This is a genomic window from Nostocoides sp., from assembly GCF_037045025.1.
GTDB lineage: Bacteria > Actinomycetota > Actinomycetes > Actinomycetales > Dermatophilaceae > Nostocoides_A.
The window spans coordinates 75,202-88,994 of record NZ_JBAOHM010000003.1 but is presented as its reverse complement, the minus strand read 5'-3'; the positions used below and the strand labels follow the sequence as shown (position 1 = coordinate 88,994).

The window sequence follows — 13,793 nt, the reverse complement described above, 5'->3', positions numbered from 1 at the left end:
CGAGCGACAGGGCGCGTGCATCACGATCGGCCAAGCGGGGTCCTCTTCGACCGGAGGGGCCCTGCTTCGGCAGTCGGCGCTCCTGCTGCGATGCTGAGGGTCAGCGAGCGGCATACGGTGGAGGCATGCGTGTTCTCGTCTCCGGAGGTGCTGGCTATATCGGCTCGCACACGGTCGTCCACCTGGTCGCGGCCGGGCACGATGTCGTGATCGTCGACAGCTTCGCCAACAGCAAGCCGGCGGTGATCGGGCGGCTGGAGGCGCTGACCGGCCGACACCTGCCGGTGCATGCCTTTGATCTGACCGACCGGGACAAGACCGAGCGGCTGTTCGGCGACGAATCCTTTGACGCGGTGGTGCATTTCGCCGGGCTCAAGGCAGTCGGCGAGAGCGCGCGAATCCCGTTGGACTACTACGAGAACAACCTCGATGCGACGTTCTCGCTCGTGCGCGCGATGCGCCGGCACGGGGTCAAGCTGCTGGTGTTCTCGTCGTCGGCGACCGTCTATGGCGAGCAGGCGCCGCTGCCTTATCGCGAGGACTATGCGCCGCTGCAATCCTCGAGCCCGTATGGCCGGACCAAGGTGATGATCGAGCAGGTGCTGACCGATGTCGCGGCCGCTGACCCGTCGATGCGGTTTGCGCTGCTGCGCTACTTCAACCCGGTGGGCACGCACCCGTCCGGGACGATCGGCGAGGACCCGCAGGACATCCCCAACAACCTGATGCCGTTCCTCGCCCAGGTGGCCGTCGGGCGGCGCGACAAGCTGATCGTGTTCGGCGACGACTATCCCACCGACGACGGCACCTGCGAGCGCGACTACATCCACGTCGAGGACCTCGCCGCCGGGCACGTGGCCGCACTGGGCCGGCTGACCACAACCAATTCGCCTGTTTCCGTGTGGAATCTGGGAACAGGTCGGGGCACGAGCGTGCTGGAGTTGGTGCACGCGTTCGAGCGCGCGGTCGGGCGCGAACTGCCCTATGAGATCGGGCCGCGCCGCCCGGGCGACCTGCCCAGATCGTGGGCCGACCCGGGGCGCGCCCACGCCGAGCTCGGCTGGTCGACCACGAAGAGCGTCGACGACATGTGCGCCGACACGTGGCGCTGGCAGTCGGCCAACCCGATGGGATACGAGGGCTGATGGCGCGTCGACACCAGGCGGGGGCGGCCGGGCTGGCTGCCGCGGCAGGCGCCGGACTCGCCGCCGGAGCCTTCATCGGAGCGAGCAAGATCAGTGGGCCGCAGCGGCCGTGGCCGGACTATCGGTTCAGCCCCTTTGAGGTCGGTATGCCGTTCGAGGACATCGCCTTTCACGCCGCGGACGGGACGCGACTGGCCGGATGGTGGTTCGACCGGCCGGGCAGCGACCGGGTGGTGATCGTGTCGCACGGGCACCGTGGCAACAAGTCCGACCTGCTCGGCATCGGGCCGGGCCTGTGGCGGGACGGGCACTCGGTGCTGCTGTTCGACTTCCGCGGAAATGGCGATTCCGAGGACGGCCCCCAGTCGCTGGCTCACTACGAGCAGGCCGACCTGCGGGCGGCGATCGCGTATGCCGTGGCTCGCCGCCCCGAGGCCGGCCTGGTTCTCGTGGGCTTCTCGATGGGCGCTGCCGTGAGCATTCTCGTGGGCGCGCAGGAGCCACGGGTCGGTGCCTTCGTCTTGGACTCGCCGTTCGCCGATATGCGCGGGGTCGTCGCCAACGCGATCGGCACCCTCCGGTTGCCGCCGGTCCCCCTGCTCTGGCTGGTGGACCGGGCCACCCGGCTGCGCTATGGCTATGGCTTCCACGAGGTCGCGCCGATCGAAGTGATCGGCGCGCTCGCTCCCCGGCCGGTGCTGCTCCTGCACGGGGACCAGGACCGCGTCATCCCGGTCGAGCACGCCCATCGGCTGTATGCCGCGGCCGGCGACCCGAAGCGACTGCACATCTTCGCCGGCGCCGACCATTGCGGCGGCTACTTCCAAGGCCGCGCGGCATACATCGACTTAGTTGCCGGGTTCTTGCGCGAGGGGTCCCGCGGCTGAGGTCACGCCGTCGGTCGCAGCGTTGGTCGCGGCGTCGGGCGGGATCTTCGTGCGGTCAGTGATCTCAGCGAGCATGCGGCCGTCGGCGGCGAGGCGCGGACCTCGGCGACCTCGGTGAAGCCCGGCGTGAGGAAGAGGACGGCGATGTCGTCCCGCACCGTGCCCTCGACCGAGCGCCCGTCCGGGTCGCTGGCCACAACGGTGGCGGTCGCCGGGTCGCGGACCCACCCGGCCAGAACCCGGTGGGCGCCCGACGACCAGCCGCCCCAGGACTGCCATACCGGATCGTCGCCCTGCGTGCTGTTGGCTCCGCGATTCGAAGCCATTCCCATGATACCGAGTATGCCGCGTACCGTGGCCGCGTGCCCCAGGCGCCGATGTCTCCGACCGACTACTCCTGGCTGCGCATGGACCGGCCGACCAACCTGATGCACATCCGTTGCGGGCTTTGGTATGCCGGCGACATCGCCGTGGGCGACCTCAAGAGCGTTCTGCTCGAGCGGATGGTCAACCGCTACGCGGTGTTCAAGCAGCGGGCCGTGCCGGTCGGTGGCGGTTGGTCGTGGGAGGACGCCGAGGACTTCGACATCGACCGGCACGTCCGTGAGGTCGCCCCGCCTGGGGCCGGCGACAAGGACGCGATGCTGGCCTACCTCGCCGCCCTCTTCCCCGAGCAGTTCAACTTCGATATCCCGTTGTGGGATGTCGAAGTATTCCGCGGCGTCACCGGCTTCGTCGACGAGCCGTGCACCTTCGTGATCCAACGCTTCCATCACGCGATCATGGACGGGATCCGCTATGTGCAGTTGCTCGTTCACCTGCACGACTTCGCGGGCGAGAGCGCCGACGCGCTGCCCGCGCCGGTGGGCCGGCAGGCCTCCGGCGGCATGATCACGGCCGGGCTCCAGGGCCTGCGCCGCGGTGTCACCGATGCCGTCGACGTGGCCCGGCATGCGCTGTGGAGCACTGCGCATCTGCCGCAGACGGCTGCGGCGCACCTGAGGCACGGGGAGTTCGCTTCCGATCTGGCGGTGCTCGTGCATCCGAGCCGGCTGATCGACGCCGTCGAGCGGCTGGGGTCCGTTGACAACGAAACACTCAACACGGCAAGTGAATTGGCGCGCTTTGCCGTGTCGGGGCACGAGCCGCATACGGCCTGGTCGGGGCCCCCGAGTATCCGCAAGCGCGTCAGCCTGGTCGACGACATGGAGCTGGCACGGATCAAGCAGTTTGGCAAGCGCCATGGAGGCACCGTCAACGACGTCCTGCTCGCGATGATCTCGCGCGCGCTGACGCACTATCTGGCGGAGCAGGGAGCCGAGTCGGTGGACGAGATCCATTGGATGGTCCCGGTCTCGTTGGCGCCACCGGATCGGGATCTGCCGGCCGAGTTGGGCAACAATTTCGCGCTGATCTATCTGCCGATGCCGCTGGGGATCACCGACGAGGAGGAACTGATCGCGGCCGTCAAGGAGCGGATGTCGCGGTTGAAGCACAGCCAAGAGAGCACGGTCGCCTTCGAGATCCAAAAGGTCATCGCCCGCGCGCCCCGGCCGTTGTCGGTGGGGCTGTCGAATCTGTTCGCCAGCAAGACGGTTGGCGTGCTGACGAACGTCCCGGGCCCAACGGAGCCGATGTATCTCGCCGGCGCCGAGGCCCTGGGCTGGTTCGGCTTTGTCCCGACGAGCGGCGACGAACCGCTCGGCCTGTGCATCTTCAGCAATAACGGCAAAGTCCTCGTTGGGGTCTCCACCGACGCCGCCCGCATCCCTCATCCGGAGCGGATCGCCGAGCTGATCAAACAGGAGTATGCCGCCCTGGTGGACTGAGCCTGCCAGGGGTGACCGCTCCTAGAGTTCTCCTGGGCCAGAGGTCACGCATTTTCGCAGTGGTGGTGGGGTTTGCAGAGGTCGTGGAATTCCGTGTGACCCTGCAAAACTGCGTGACCTCTGCCAAACGCAACCGGCCGGGGCGGTGGCCGATTACAACCGTGCCGACAGGCTCCTCTCGACCCTGCCCCAGCGTCGGCTCTTGCCCGTTACGCGCCTGCCCTTCGGCCCCTGGCCTGCCAACAAGTTAGCGAGTGTGGCGAAACAACTCGTCCAGGATCTCGCCCTCATGGTGGTAGCCGTAGAGGTGGCCCACCTCGTCGGGCCAGGTGACGAAGCGCGCACTGGGCAGCCGGGCGACGAGCCGGCGGGCGGCCGATTGGGGGCAATTCGCGTCGGCGGCAGCATGCTGCCAGGTGATCGACGTCGTGATCGCGCCCGGGTCGATCTCGTTCCAGGACTGGTGCATCGCCATGGCTTCGTCGACCCAGCCGTCGACGCCGGCGCCCAGGGCCTCGCTGACGGAGCGCTCGTGCGCGGCCTGCCAGTTCGGGTCGGTCATGACGGCCTGGTCGTCGGCAGGCGCGTGCTGCATGATCTCACGGAAGGCACTCAGCGGGTCGGCGAGGATCGCCGCGCGCATCGGCTCGAGAACGGCGCGCACGCCCTCCCGGTCCCCGGCGCTGGCCAGATGCCACACCTGCTGATTGAGGGGGATCATGCTGGCCACCTCGTCCGGCTCGAGCGGAGCGATCCCCACGAGGATCGTGGCCGCCACGACCCTGTCGGTATGCCGCTGGCAGAACATCAGCTCGTGCGGCGCAGCGCCGCTGCCGCCGGTCAGGTGAGCCTGCTCGATCCCGAGGTGATCGAGGATGGCGGCCAGGTCGTCGGCATGTTCCGCGAATCCCCTGCCCGGCAAGGCGGTTGATGCCCCAAACCCCGGCCGCTCGGTTGTGATCACCCGCAGCCCGCGCTCGCGCCAGGGGGTGCGATCGGCCCGCACGTTCCACCGGCACCCGGGCGTTCCCGGCACTCGCAGCACGGGCCGACCCTCCGGATCGCCCCACTCGGTCCAGGCGACCATCCGGCCGTCCGGTCGCATGAGCGAGTGATCAGCAACGTCCCCAAACGCATTCACCCCGCCATCCTCTCCCACGTTCGTTCGGGCCGAATCCGCCACTTGGAGGACAACCGCGTCGTCGCCGAGGCTCGCCCAAGCCCGTCACCCCAGCATGCGCGGACTTGCGCAGGTCCGCACGCACCTGTCCTGACGACCTCTCTGGACTGGCACGCTGGCAACGTCCTGGCAAACTGGGCCGCATGGCCGAGGCGACCCGCTACATCACCTGTGTCCTCTGCGAGGCGAACTGCGGCCTCGAGGTCACGGTCGACGGGCCAATGATCCGGTCCATCAAGGGGCACCAGGACGACCCGCTTTCCCGCGGCCACATCTGCCCCAAAGCGATTGCGCTGCAGGATCTTCACACCGATCCCGACCGCCTGCGCACCCCGATCCGGCGCCTGGGCGAGCCGGGGGCGGAGGCGACCTGGGAGCCGATCGGCTGGGACGAGGCGTTCGACTTGGTCGCGGAGCGAATCGTCGGCATACAGCAAGAGCATTGCCGGGACGCCGTCGGGATCTATCTCGGCAACCCCAACATCCACTCCCTCGGTGCACTGACGCACGGGCTCGGCCTGGTCCGGACGATCAAGTCCCGCAACACTTTCAGCGCGACCTCGGTCGACCAACTCCCGCATCAGCTGGTCGCGATGCTGCTTTACGGTCACCAATTCCTGCTGCCGGTCCCCGACATCGACCGGACCGACCTGCTCGTGCTGATCGGCACCAACCCGATGGCCTCCAACGGCTCGCTGATGACGGTGCCCGACTTCCCCGGTCGGCTGCGTGAACTCCGCTCTCGCGGTGGCAAGTTGATCGTTATCGACCCGCGACGCACCGAGACCGCGGCCGTCGCGGACACCCACCACTTCATCCGGCCCGGCACCGACGCCCATTTCCTGTTGGCGATTATCCGCACACTACTAGCCGAAAACTTTTCCCGCCCAGCGGCATACGTCGACGGCATCGGCGCCGTTAGGGACGCGGTCGAGCCGTTCACGCCCGAGCGCGCGGCGGCGGCGAGCGGCATACCTGCGGAAGCGATTGTCGACCTGGCGAGGCAGATCGCGATTGCGCCGAGTGCCGCGGTGCACGCGCGGATGGGGGCGTCGACGCAGGCATACGGGACGGTCGCGCAGTGGGCGGCGCAGGCGATCAACATCCTCACCGGCAATATCGACCGCCCCGGAGGGGCGATGTTGACCTCGCCGGCGATCGACATCGTCGGCAAGGGCCTGGTCGGCAAGGGTCACCTCGGCGCGTGGCGCTCGCGGGTGCGCGGGCTGCCGGAGTTCAGCGGCGAGCTGCCGGTCAGCGCGCTCGCCGAGGAGATCACCACCCCCGGGCCCGGGCAGATCCGCGCACTGGTCTGCATCGCCGGCAACCCGGTCTCCTCCACGCCCGCTGGCGGCCGGCTCGGCGACGCCCTGGCCGGGCTCGACTTCATGGTCATTCGCGCCCGCTCCCAAGAATGCTTTCCACCCCAGAGCCGTGAGGTCAAGTCCTGATGCGTGGTGTTTGAAGGTTTTTCATCCTTCGGTGTTGACCGTCGCTCTGGGTGACGACGTGGGGGCCGTGATCTGTCATCGAGGTTGCCGACGGGCGGTCGCATTGGTTTGAGTGTGGTGTTCGTGGTCCTCGGCGCCATCACTGTGCCGGGCTCGGGCAAGATGGGTGGGGTATTGGACGTTCACGGCCCTCGCGCGTGAGGTGTCGTGGAAGACGTCGCGGGAGGGCCGTGCCGGATGCGCGGAGGCATCGGTGCTCACAGTAGAAGGTGATCAGGCTCGGGTCGAGTCGCGGTTGGTGTCCGGACAGATCGGTTGTCCGGGGTGTTCTGGAGAGCTGCGCCCGTGGGGGTGGGCGCGGCCGCGGCGGGTGCATGGCATCGAGGCGGTGGTGCGTCCGCGGCGGGCTCGCTGTCCGGGGTGTTTGCTGACGCACGTGCTGTTGCCGGTGACGCTGTTGTTGCGGCGGGGGTACGCGGCCGGGGTGGTCGGTGCCGCGCTGACCGCTCGCGCGAGGGGGTTGGGACACCGGCCGATCGGGCAGGCGTTGGGGGTGCCGGGGGCGACGGTCCGAGGCTGGCTGCGGGTGATGGGCTCCCGGCTTGACCCGGTCCGGTCGTGGTTGCTGCAGGTCGCGGCCCTGGCCGGGGTGGACTGGGTGGTGCCCCAAGCGCAGGGGTGTCGGTGGCGGGACCTGTTGGCTGCCCTGGCCGCGGCGAGCGAGGCGGTCACGGGCCGGTTCGGCCGGGATGGGGTGCTCGGCCCGGTGACGGGCTGGCAGGTCGCCGTCGCCTGTTCCGGTGGTCGGCTGTTGGCGCCGGGGTGGCCGCCGGTCTGGCCGGGGCGGGGCGGCAACACGAGTTGCCCCTGACGCCTGGCCCGGGCAGGCGGCATCGTCGTAAGGGTTGTCCCTGACCGTGCCGCGGTCAGGTATTCCCCTTGCTTCAGAGGAGTTGTCGTGGAGTGCACACCCGAGCAGGAGGCGCACAAGCGGCGTGAGCGCGCGCAGCTGGTGGCGTTGTTCCGCTACCAGCTGATTAGTCCGGCCCTGGATCCGGGCTTGTCGCGCAAGGCCCGCGGGAAGGTGGTGCGCGCGATCGCGGCCCGCAGCCACGTCGGCCCGTTCGGTGGGCAGCACACCTACTCGCGGGACACATTGGATCGGTGGATCCGCCGGTACCGCGCCGGCGGGTTCGAGGCGTTGACGCCCTCGCTGCGTCAGCCGGGTTCCCGGATCGACACGGCGGTGCTGGAGCTGGCGGTCGCGCTCAAACGGGAGAACCCGGCCCGGACAGCGGCGCAGGTCGCGCGGATCCTGCGGGCTTCCTCGGGGTACTCCCCGTCCGAGTCGACGCTGCTGCGGCTCTTCCACCGGCACGAGCTGATCGGCCCAGCGACCGGGCAGGCGCCGGTGTTCGGCCGGTACGAGGCCGACGCGCCGAACCAGCGGTGGGTCGGGGACGCGTTGCACGGGCCGAAGATCGGCGGGCGCAAGACCTACCTGTTCGCCTTCTTGGACGATCACTCCCGCCTGGTGGTCGGCTACCGGTTCGGGTTCGCCGAGGACGTGATCCGACTGGCCGTCGCCTTGGAGCGCGCGTTGGCCTGCCGCGGGGTGCCCGGCGCCTGCTATGTCGACAACGGCTCGGCCTACGTCGATGCGTGGCTGCTGCGAGCCTGCGCCAAGCTCGGTATCCGGCTGATCCACGCCACCCCACACCGACCCCAAGGCAAAGGCAAAATCGAACGATTTTTCCGCACCGTACGCGAGCAGTTCCTCGTCGAGGTCCCCGACACCAGCGCCGCCGACCTGGCCGAACAGGCCACCACCGCCGCGGCGGCGCTGCTGGAACTGAACGCGCAGTTCACCGCCTGGGTCGAGTCGCTCTATCACCACCAGGTGCACTCCGAAACCGGTCAGAGCCCACTGACCCGCTGGAACGACGGCTGGCAGGCCGCCGGGCACGGCCCGACCATGCCAGCCGCGGACGCGTTGACCGAGGCGTTCTTATGGTCCCAGCTGCGCACCGTCACCAAGACCGCCACCATCAGCCTGCACGGCAACACCTACCAGGTCGAACCCGCCCTGGTCGGACGCAAGGTCGAACTCGTCTTCTCCCCGTTCAACCTCGAACAGATCGAGGTCCGCCACAGCGGACGCTCCTACGGCCAAGCCGTCCCATGAGTATGTCAACCTGATTTGGCCCCACTGTGACGGCTTGAACTGGCCCCAGGCTGGTGGTTCTGTCTTAGTTCTTGCGGGTGTGGGCGAGTCGGTAGCTGGTGGTGCCGGTTTGGATGATGTGGCCGTTGAAGGTGAGGCGATCGACGATCGCGGCACAGAGGCGCGGGTCGGTGAATGTTGTTGTCCAGGAGGAGAATGGCTCGTTCGCGGCGATGGCGATGGAGGCCTTTTCCTCGCGTTCGGTGAGTACTTGGAAGAGGAGTTCGGCGCCGTGGCGGTCGAGGCTGAGGTAGCCGAGTTCGTCAATACAGAGCAGGTCGAGCCGGCCGTAGCGGGCGATGGTTTTCGCGAGTTGGTGCTCGCTGGCGGCTTCGGCGAGTTCGTTGACCAGTTTCGAGGCCAGCACGTAGCGGACCCGGTGGCCTTGTTCGGCGGCGGCGGTGCCGAGCCCGATGAGCAGGTGGGTTTTCCCGGTGCCGGAGTCCCCGATCAGGCATAGCGGGGATCCGGTGGTGATCCATTCGCCGGCGGCGAGGGTGTTGATGGTCGCGGGGTTGATCGCGGGGTTGGCGTCGAAGTTGAACTGTTCCAACCGTTTCGGTCTCGGGAACCCGGCTTCGCGGACGCGGCGGGCTTGCCGTCGGGTGGCGCGGTCGTCGCATTCGGCGCTGAGGAGGTCGGCGAGGAATCCGGCGTAGGAGAGGTGTTCCCGTTCGGCGGTGGCGAGGTGTTCGTCGAGGTCGTCGCGCACGGTGGGCAGGCCCAGGGTGCGGGCGGCGATGGCGACGGCGGCGATCGCGGCGGCGTCGCCGCCGCCGATGCTGCTGGTGCCGCGGGCGTGGGTGGCAGTTCGTGCTGGCATGAGGATTCTTCTTTCTGTCTCAGTGTGTTTCGGTGGTGGTGGCGGGGTTGAGCAGGGTGTCGTAGGCGGTCAGGTCGGGTACCGGGCGCGGGTCGGTCTCGATCCGGGCGGGGAGGGGGATGACGATCCCGCTGTCCGGGGCGGTGGCGGCGTGGCGGGCTTGGACGGCCACGACATCGGGATTGGTGGCCCCGATGGCCAGGGCGGCCTGGATCCCGGCCAGCACGGCCGCAGCCGGGAGGTTCCGGTGCAGCAGGAGCACCTCGATCATGGAGCGGGTCGCGGCCGCGTCGTCGTCGGGGTGGGCGCGGCGGGCCGCGTCCCACCAGGCGTCATGGGTGGAAGTGAACACCCCGGAGGTGCGGGCCTGGGCCAGCGCCAACGCGCCGGGCAGCGCCCCGGGTTTACGGGCCAGCACATCGAGGTAGTGATCGAGCACCAGCATCTGGGAGCCGCGATTGGTGGAGCGGGCATGGACCGCGACCAGGGCTTGCCCGTCATAGACACTCACGTGCTCGTCGTCGAGGACCACCCGCACGCGCCGCCCGACCAGCCGGGCCGGGACGGAGTAGGAGACCTGCCGCACGCTGACCCGGGCGTGTCGATCAACCCGCGGGGTCAACGTGGTCGCGACCTCATACGGTTCAGCCGGCAGCGGCCGCAGCAGCGGCTTCTCGTGGGCGAAGTCGAACCCCACTGTGCTGGTGCGCGATCCGACCCGCCGGGCATCGTCGGCGGTGTCGTACCCGGCCAACAACGCGTTCAGCTCCCCGACACTGGTCACCGCCGGGACCGGGACCAGATGGGTACGGCGGAACCGGCCGCCCTCACCCTCGACACCGCCCTTCTCGTGGGCGCCGTCGCGGCCAGGACGGCAGTAGAAGGCGTCGAAGCCGTAGTAGGAGCGGAAGATCGTCCACCGGTCGGTTTCGACCCTCGAGCGGCCCTGGCAGATCTTCTTCACCGCGGCCGAGAGATTGTCATACCGGATCGCGCCCACCGGGACCCCACCGAGCTCGGTGAACGCGGCAACATGCCCAGCCAGGAAAGACTCCTGCGACGCGGACTGGTACACCCGGTGAACCGCTTTGCCCGAGTACGACATCCGGAACGTGAACAAATACCACTTGACCCGCTGCCCCTGGCAGTCAACCCACAAATCAGCGAAGTCGACCTCGGCCTCCGCGCCCGGTTCGTGCCACTGCGGCACGAACACCTCATCCAGACTGCGGCCGGCCTCCGCGGCGATCCGCGGCCGCGCCACGCGGACATAATCACGGACCGTGGAATACGAGATCACCAGCCCGTGCTCGGTCACCAGCCGGTCCCGGACCCGGACCGCGGTGTGCCGCTGCTTCCGCGGCGCGGTCAGGTCCGCGGTCAACATCGCGTCGATCAACTCCCGCGCCCCATCCAGCACCGGAGCCCGACGCTCCGCCAATTTCCGTTGCGGCGGAACAGGATCCGCCAACGCCGCCCGGACCGTACGGCGATGGACCCCATACCGATCCGCGAGCCCCCGGATCGAGATCGACTCATCCAGCCGCCTATCCCGGCGGATCTGCTCGAACAACTCCACCCTCGACCTCCACACGACCCCGCGCCCCGCTTTCGACTCGACGACACCTGTCACATCGAGCCAACCCGGGTTGGGGCCAAATCAGACCGTCACGACACCCCCACACAGACACACAGGTGGGGCCAGTTCAAGCCGTCACAGTGGGGCCAAATCAGGCTGCCAAACTCAGTCCCACACGTGATCACCCGACACACCCACCCCAAGGCCCGACCCGAGACCCCCGAACCAGCCCCCGCCACGACCGGGATCAACTACCTGAACCTGCTCACCGACACCCACCACACCCACGTCGCCGACGACGAACGGATCGGCTTCCACGCCCTCTACGCCAACAGCCCCGAAGCCACCACCGAGCAGATCCCCGGGCAACTGTCCCTCGATGAAATGCTCACCGACACCACCTCGCGGCAGGACGCGGCCCGGGGAGTATCCAACGCCTGCAATCCTACTGGGGATTCACGGCCATGCCGTTCGGCCGGTCCCTGGCCCCCTCGATGCTGCACCGCCACGCCGGGCACGCCGAGGCCATGGCCCGCATCGACTGGTGCATCAGCCAACACGCCCTCGGGGTGATCACCGGCGAGGTCGGCGCCGGCAAGACCGTCGCCATCCGCGCCGCCACCGCCGCCCTGGACACCTCCCGACACGTGGTCATCTACCTGCCCAACCCCTCCGTCGGCGTCCGCGGCATGCTGCACCACATCACCTCCGCCCTCGGGCAAACCCCCACCTTCTACACCGCCACCCTGGTCCCCCAAGCCGCCGAGGCCCTCGCCGCCGAACACGCCGAACGCGGCCGCACCCCCGTCCTGGTCTTCGACGAAGCACACCTGCTCGACAACCCCCAACTCGAAGCCGTCCGCATGATGACCAACCACGGCATGGACTCCGGCGCCCCGTTCGCCGCGCTGCTAGTCGGACAACCCACCCTGCGCCAACGACTCCGCCTCGGCGTGCTCGCCGCCCTCGACCAACGCATCGCCGTCCGATACACCCTCACCGGGATGACCCCCGACGAAACCAGCGACTACATCACCCACCACGTCAAGATCGCCGGACGCACCGACACCCTCTTCAGCAACGACGCGATCACCCTGATCCACAACGCCTCCCGAGGATACCCACGCGCCATCAACAACCTCGCCGTCAACGCCCTGATGGCCGCATTCGCCAAAGACACCAACATCGTCGACGAGAAAGCCGCCCGCATCGCGATCTCCGAAACCGGCGCGGACTAACCAACCCCCGTCACCACGCCGAGCACCCCGTCACCACGCCGACCACGGCCCCGCCCGCCAACCGCGGACGGGGCCGTTCCACACCCAGACCATCGGCAAACCCGATGACGCCGCCATCCGCAGAATGAGCGACGGTCAACACTTCGGGCGTGTCGGGGTTACGCGGTGATCGCGGTGAGTGGGTTCTGGGCGGGGGTTTCCTCCTTGGGGGTGAGGGCTTTGCGGCATTGGGCGAGGAGTTCGAGGCCGAGGTAGCGGCGTTGTTCGGTCCACTCGTCGTGTTGTTCGGCTAGGACCGCGCCGACCAGCCGGATCAGGGCGTCGCGGTTGGGGAAGATCCCGACCACATCGGTCCTCCTGCGGATTTCCCGGTTAAGCCGCTCCTGGGGGTTGTTCGACCAGATCTGCTTCCAGGCGCCTTTGGGGAAGACGGTGAAGGCCAGGATGTCGGCGCGGGCGTCGTCGAGGTGCGCGGCGACCGCGGGCAGTTTCTCGGTCAGGGTCTCGACGATCCGGTCGAACTGGGCGTGCACGCTTGCAGCGTCGGGCTGGTCATACACGCTGTGCAGCAACGCTTTCACCCACGGCCAACTGTTCTTCGGAGTCACCGCCATCAAGTTCGCCGCGTAGTGAGTACGACAACGCTGCCACGCCGTCCCGGGCAGCGTCGCGCCGATGGCCTCGACCAGTCCGGCGTGGGCATCGGAGGTCACCAGACCGACCGGGCCGGCGCTGGTCAGGCCGCGGGCGACCAGATCCCGGAAGAAGGTGAGCCAGCCGGCGCCGGTCTCGGCCGTGGACGCCTGGACACCGAGGATCTCCCGGTACCCCTCGGCGTTGACGCCGGTGGCGAGCATGGTCGCGATCTTGACCACGCGCCCGCCTTCACGCACCTTGATCGTCAACGCGTCCGCGGCGACAAAGGTGTACGGCCCGGCGTCCAACGGGCGGGTCCGGAACGCCTCGACCTGACCGTCGAGATCCTTGGCCATCTCACTGACCGTGGACTTCGATAGGCCGGTGATCCCGAGCGCTTGGACCAGCCGGTCCATCCGCCGGGTCGAGACCCCCAGCAGGTAGCAGGTCGCGACCACGCTGGTCAGCGCCTTCTCCGCCCGCGAATGCCGGGTCAACAACCAGTCCGGGAAGAAGGTGCCTTCCCGCAGTTTCGGGATCGCCACATCGATGGTGCCGACCCGGGTGTCGAGATCACGGTGGCGGTAGCCGTTACGACGATTCGACCGTTCCGGGGTGCGGGAGCGGTACTCCGCCCCGCACACCGCATCGGCCTGCGCGGACAGGATCGTGTGGATGAACGTGGACAACATCTCCCGCATCAAGTCCGGGCTCGCCTGCGCGAGCTGTTCGTCCAAGAAACGGGCAGGGTCGATACTGGGCAATGCGACGGTCATCGGGACCATCCTTTCGAGAGTGCTG

Annotated in this window: 13 protein-coding genes; 8 read left to right on the top strand and 5 right to left on the bottom strand. The window is 68.5% G+C overall.

Going from position 1 to position 13,793, the window contains the following annotated elements; genetic code table 11:
* Window positions 1-125 precede the first annotated feature (125 nt).
* Both galE and V9G19_RS00550 read left to right on the top strand, forming a co-directional pair.
* Complete coding sequence (galE, locus tag V9G19_RS00555; RefSeq protein WP_462283550.1) at window positions 126-1,145, top strand: UDP-glucose 4-epimerase GalE; 1,020 nt, start codon at window positions 126-128, stop codon at window positions 1,143-1,145.
* Window positions 1,145-2,032 (top strand): alpha/beta hydrolase, encoded by an 888-nt coding sequence (locus V9G19_RS00550; RefSeq protein WP_462283549.1) that lies wholly within the window; start codon window positions 1,145-1,147, stop codon window positions 2,030-2,032. The genes galE and V9G19_RS00550 overlap by 1 nt, the downstream gene beginning before the upstream one ends.
* 2 nt (window positions 2,033-2,034) lie before the next feature.
* On the opposite strand, the gene V9G19_RS00545 is transcribed toward V9G19_RS00550, so the two are convergent.
* On the bottom strand, window positions 2,035-2,364 hold the full coding sequence (locus V9G19_RS00545; RefSeq protein WP_462283548.1) for a hypothetical protein: 330 nt from the start codon (window positions 2,362-2,364) through the stop codon (window positions 2,035-2,037).
* 30 nt (window positions 2,365-2,394) lie between these two features.
* On the opposite strand from V9G19_RS00545, the gene V9G19_RS00540 reads away from it, so the two are divergent.
* Window positions 2,395-3,861, top strand: a complete 1,467-nt coding sequence (locus tag V9G19_RS00540) for a WS/DGAT domain-containing protein (RefSeq protein WP_462283547.1) — start codon at window positions 2,395-2,397, stop codon at window positions 3,859-3,861.
* Window positions 3,862-4,108: 247 nt separating this feature from the next.
* On the opposite strand, the gene V9G19_RS00535 is transcribed toward V9G19_RS00540, so the two are convergent.
* On the bottom strand, window positions 4,109-4,966 hold the full coding sequence (locus V9G19_RS00535; RefSeq protein WP_462283546.1) for an alpha/beta fold hydrolase: 858 nt from the start codon (window positions 4,964-4,966) through the stop codon (window positions 4,109-4,111).
* A 218-nt stretch (window positions 4,967-5,184) separates the two neighbouring features.
* Between V9G19_RS00535 and V9G19_RS00530 the strand changes: the two genes are divergently transcribed.
* From V9G19_RS00530 to V9G19_RS00520, 3 genes are all read left to right on the top strand, one after another.
* A complete protein-coding gene (locus V9G19_RS00530) occupies window positions 5,185-6,492 on the top strand; it encodes a molybdopterin-dependent oxidoreductase (RefSeq protein WP_462283545.1) in 1,308 nt (435 codons plus the stop codon).
* A gap of 436 nt (window positions 6,493-6,928) precedes the next feature.
* Window positions 6,929-7,363, top strand: coding sequence for a hypothetical protein (locus tag V9G19_RS00525; protein ID WP_462283544.1), 435 nt, complete (start codon window positions 6,929-6,931; stop codon window positions 7,361-7,363).
* Window positions 7,364-7,450: 87 nt separating this feature from the next.
* Window positions 7,451-8,677, top strand: a complete 1,227-nt coding sequence (locus V9G19_RS00520; protein WP_462283543.1) for a DDE-type integrase/transposase/recombinase — start codon at window positions 7,451-7,453, stop codon at window positions 8,675-8,677.
* Between the two features lie 64 nt (window positions 8,678-8,741).
* Here V9G19_RS00520 and istB read toward each other — a convergent pair whose 3' ends face one another.
* Together istB and istA are read right to left on the bottom strand one after the other, a co-directional pair.
* The gene (gene istB, locus V9G19_RS00515) at window positions 8,742-9,539 is read right to left on the bottom strand and encodes an IS21-like element helper ATPase IstB (RefSeq protein WP_462283542.1); all 798 of its coding nucleotides are present in this window, start codon (window positions 9,537-9,539) and stop codon (window positions 8,742-8,744) included.
* A 19-nt stretch (window positions 9,540-9,558) separates the two neighbouring features.
* Window positions 9,559-11,133 (bottom strand): IS21 family transposase, encoded by a 1,575-nt coding sequence (gene istA / locus V9G19_RS00510; RefSeq protein ID WP_462283541.1) that lies wholly within the window; start codon window positions 11,131-11,133, stop codon window positions 9,559-9,561.
* A 162-nt stretch (window positions 11,134-11,295) separates the two neighbouring features.
* Here istA and V9G19_RS00505 point away from each other — a divergent pair, with 162 nt between their 5' ends.
* Together V9G19_RS00505 and V9G19_RS00500 are read left to right on the top strand one after the other, a co-directional pair.
* The gene (locus tag V9G19_RS00505; protein WP_462283540.1) at window positions 11,296-11,691 is read left to right on the top strand and encodes a hypothetical protein; all 396 of its coding nucleotides are present in this window, start codon (window positions 11,296-11,298) and stop codon (window positions 11,689-11,691) included.
* Window positions 11,583-12,356 carry an ExeA family protein gene (locus tag V9G19_RS00500; protein ID WP_462283539.1) on the top strand — a complete coding sequence of 258 codons (774 nt, stop codon included), beginning with the start codon at window positions 11,583-11,585 and terminating at the stop codon, window positions 12,354-12,356. The genes V9G19_RS00505 and V9G19_RS00500 overlap by 109 nt, the downstream gene beginning before the upstream one ends.
* A 158-nt stretch (window positions 12,357-12,514) precedes the next feature.
* Here the strand turns inward: V9G19_RS00500 and V9G19_RS00495 are convergent, their stop codons facing one another.
* On the bottom strand, window positions 12,515-13,768 hold the full coding sequence (locus tag V9G19_RS00495) for an IS256 family transposase (protein ID WP_462283538.1): 1,254 nt from the start codon (window positions 13,766-13,768) through the stop codon (window positions 12,515-12,517).
* Window positions 13,769-13,793 lie beyond the last annotated feature (25 nt).

Excerpts from the sequence above, each read along its gene's own strand:
- galE (WP_462283550.1), top strand. The coding sequence starts at position 126 with ATGCGTGTTCTCGTCTCCGGAGGTGCTGGCTATATCGGCTCGCACACG.
- V9G19_RS00550 (WP_462283549.1), top strand. The coding sequence starts at position 1,145 with ATGGCGCGTCGACACCAGGCGGGGGCGGCCGGGCTGGCTGCCGCGGCA.
- V9G19_RS00545 (WP_462283548.1), bottom strand. The coding sequence starts at position 2,364 with ATGGGAATGGCTTCGAATCGCGGAGCCAACAGCACGCAGGGCGACGAT.
- V9G19_RS00535 (WP_462283546.1), bottom strand. The coding sequence starts at position 4,966 with ATGCGACCGGACGGCCGGATGGTCGCCTGGACCGAGTGGGGCGATCCG.
- V9G19_RS00530 (WP_462283545.1), top strand. The coding sequence starts at position 5,185 with ATGGCCGAGGCGACCCGCTACATCACCTGTGTCCTCTGCGAGGCGAAC.
- istB (WP_462283542.1), bottom strand. The coding sequence starts at position 9,539 with ATGCCAGCACGAACTGCCACCCACGCCCGCGGCACCAGCAGCATCGGC.
- V9G19_RS00500 (WP_462283539.1), top strand. The coding sequence starts at position 11,583 with ATGCCGTTCGGCCGGTCCCTGGCCCCCTCGATGCTGCACCGCCACGCC.
- V9G19_RS00495 (WP_462283538.1), bottom strand. The coding sequence starts at position 13,768 with ATGACCGTCGCATTGCCCAGTATCGACCCTGCCCGTTTCTTGGACGAA.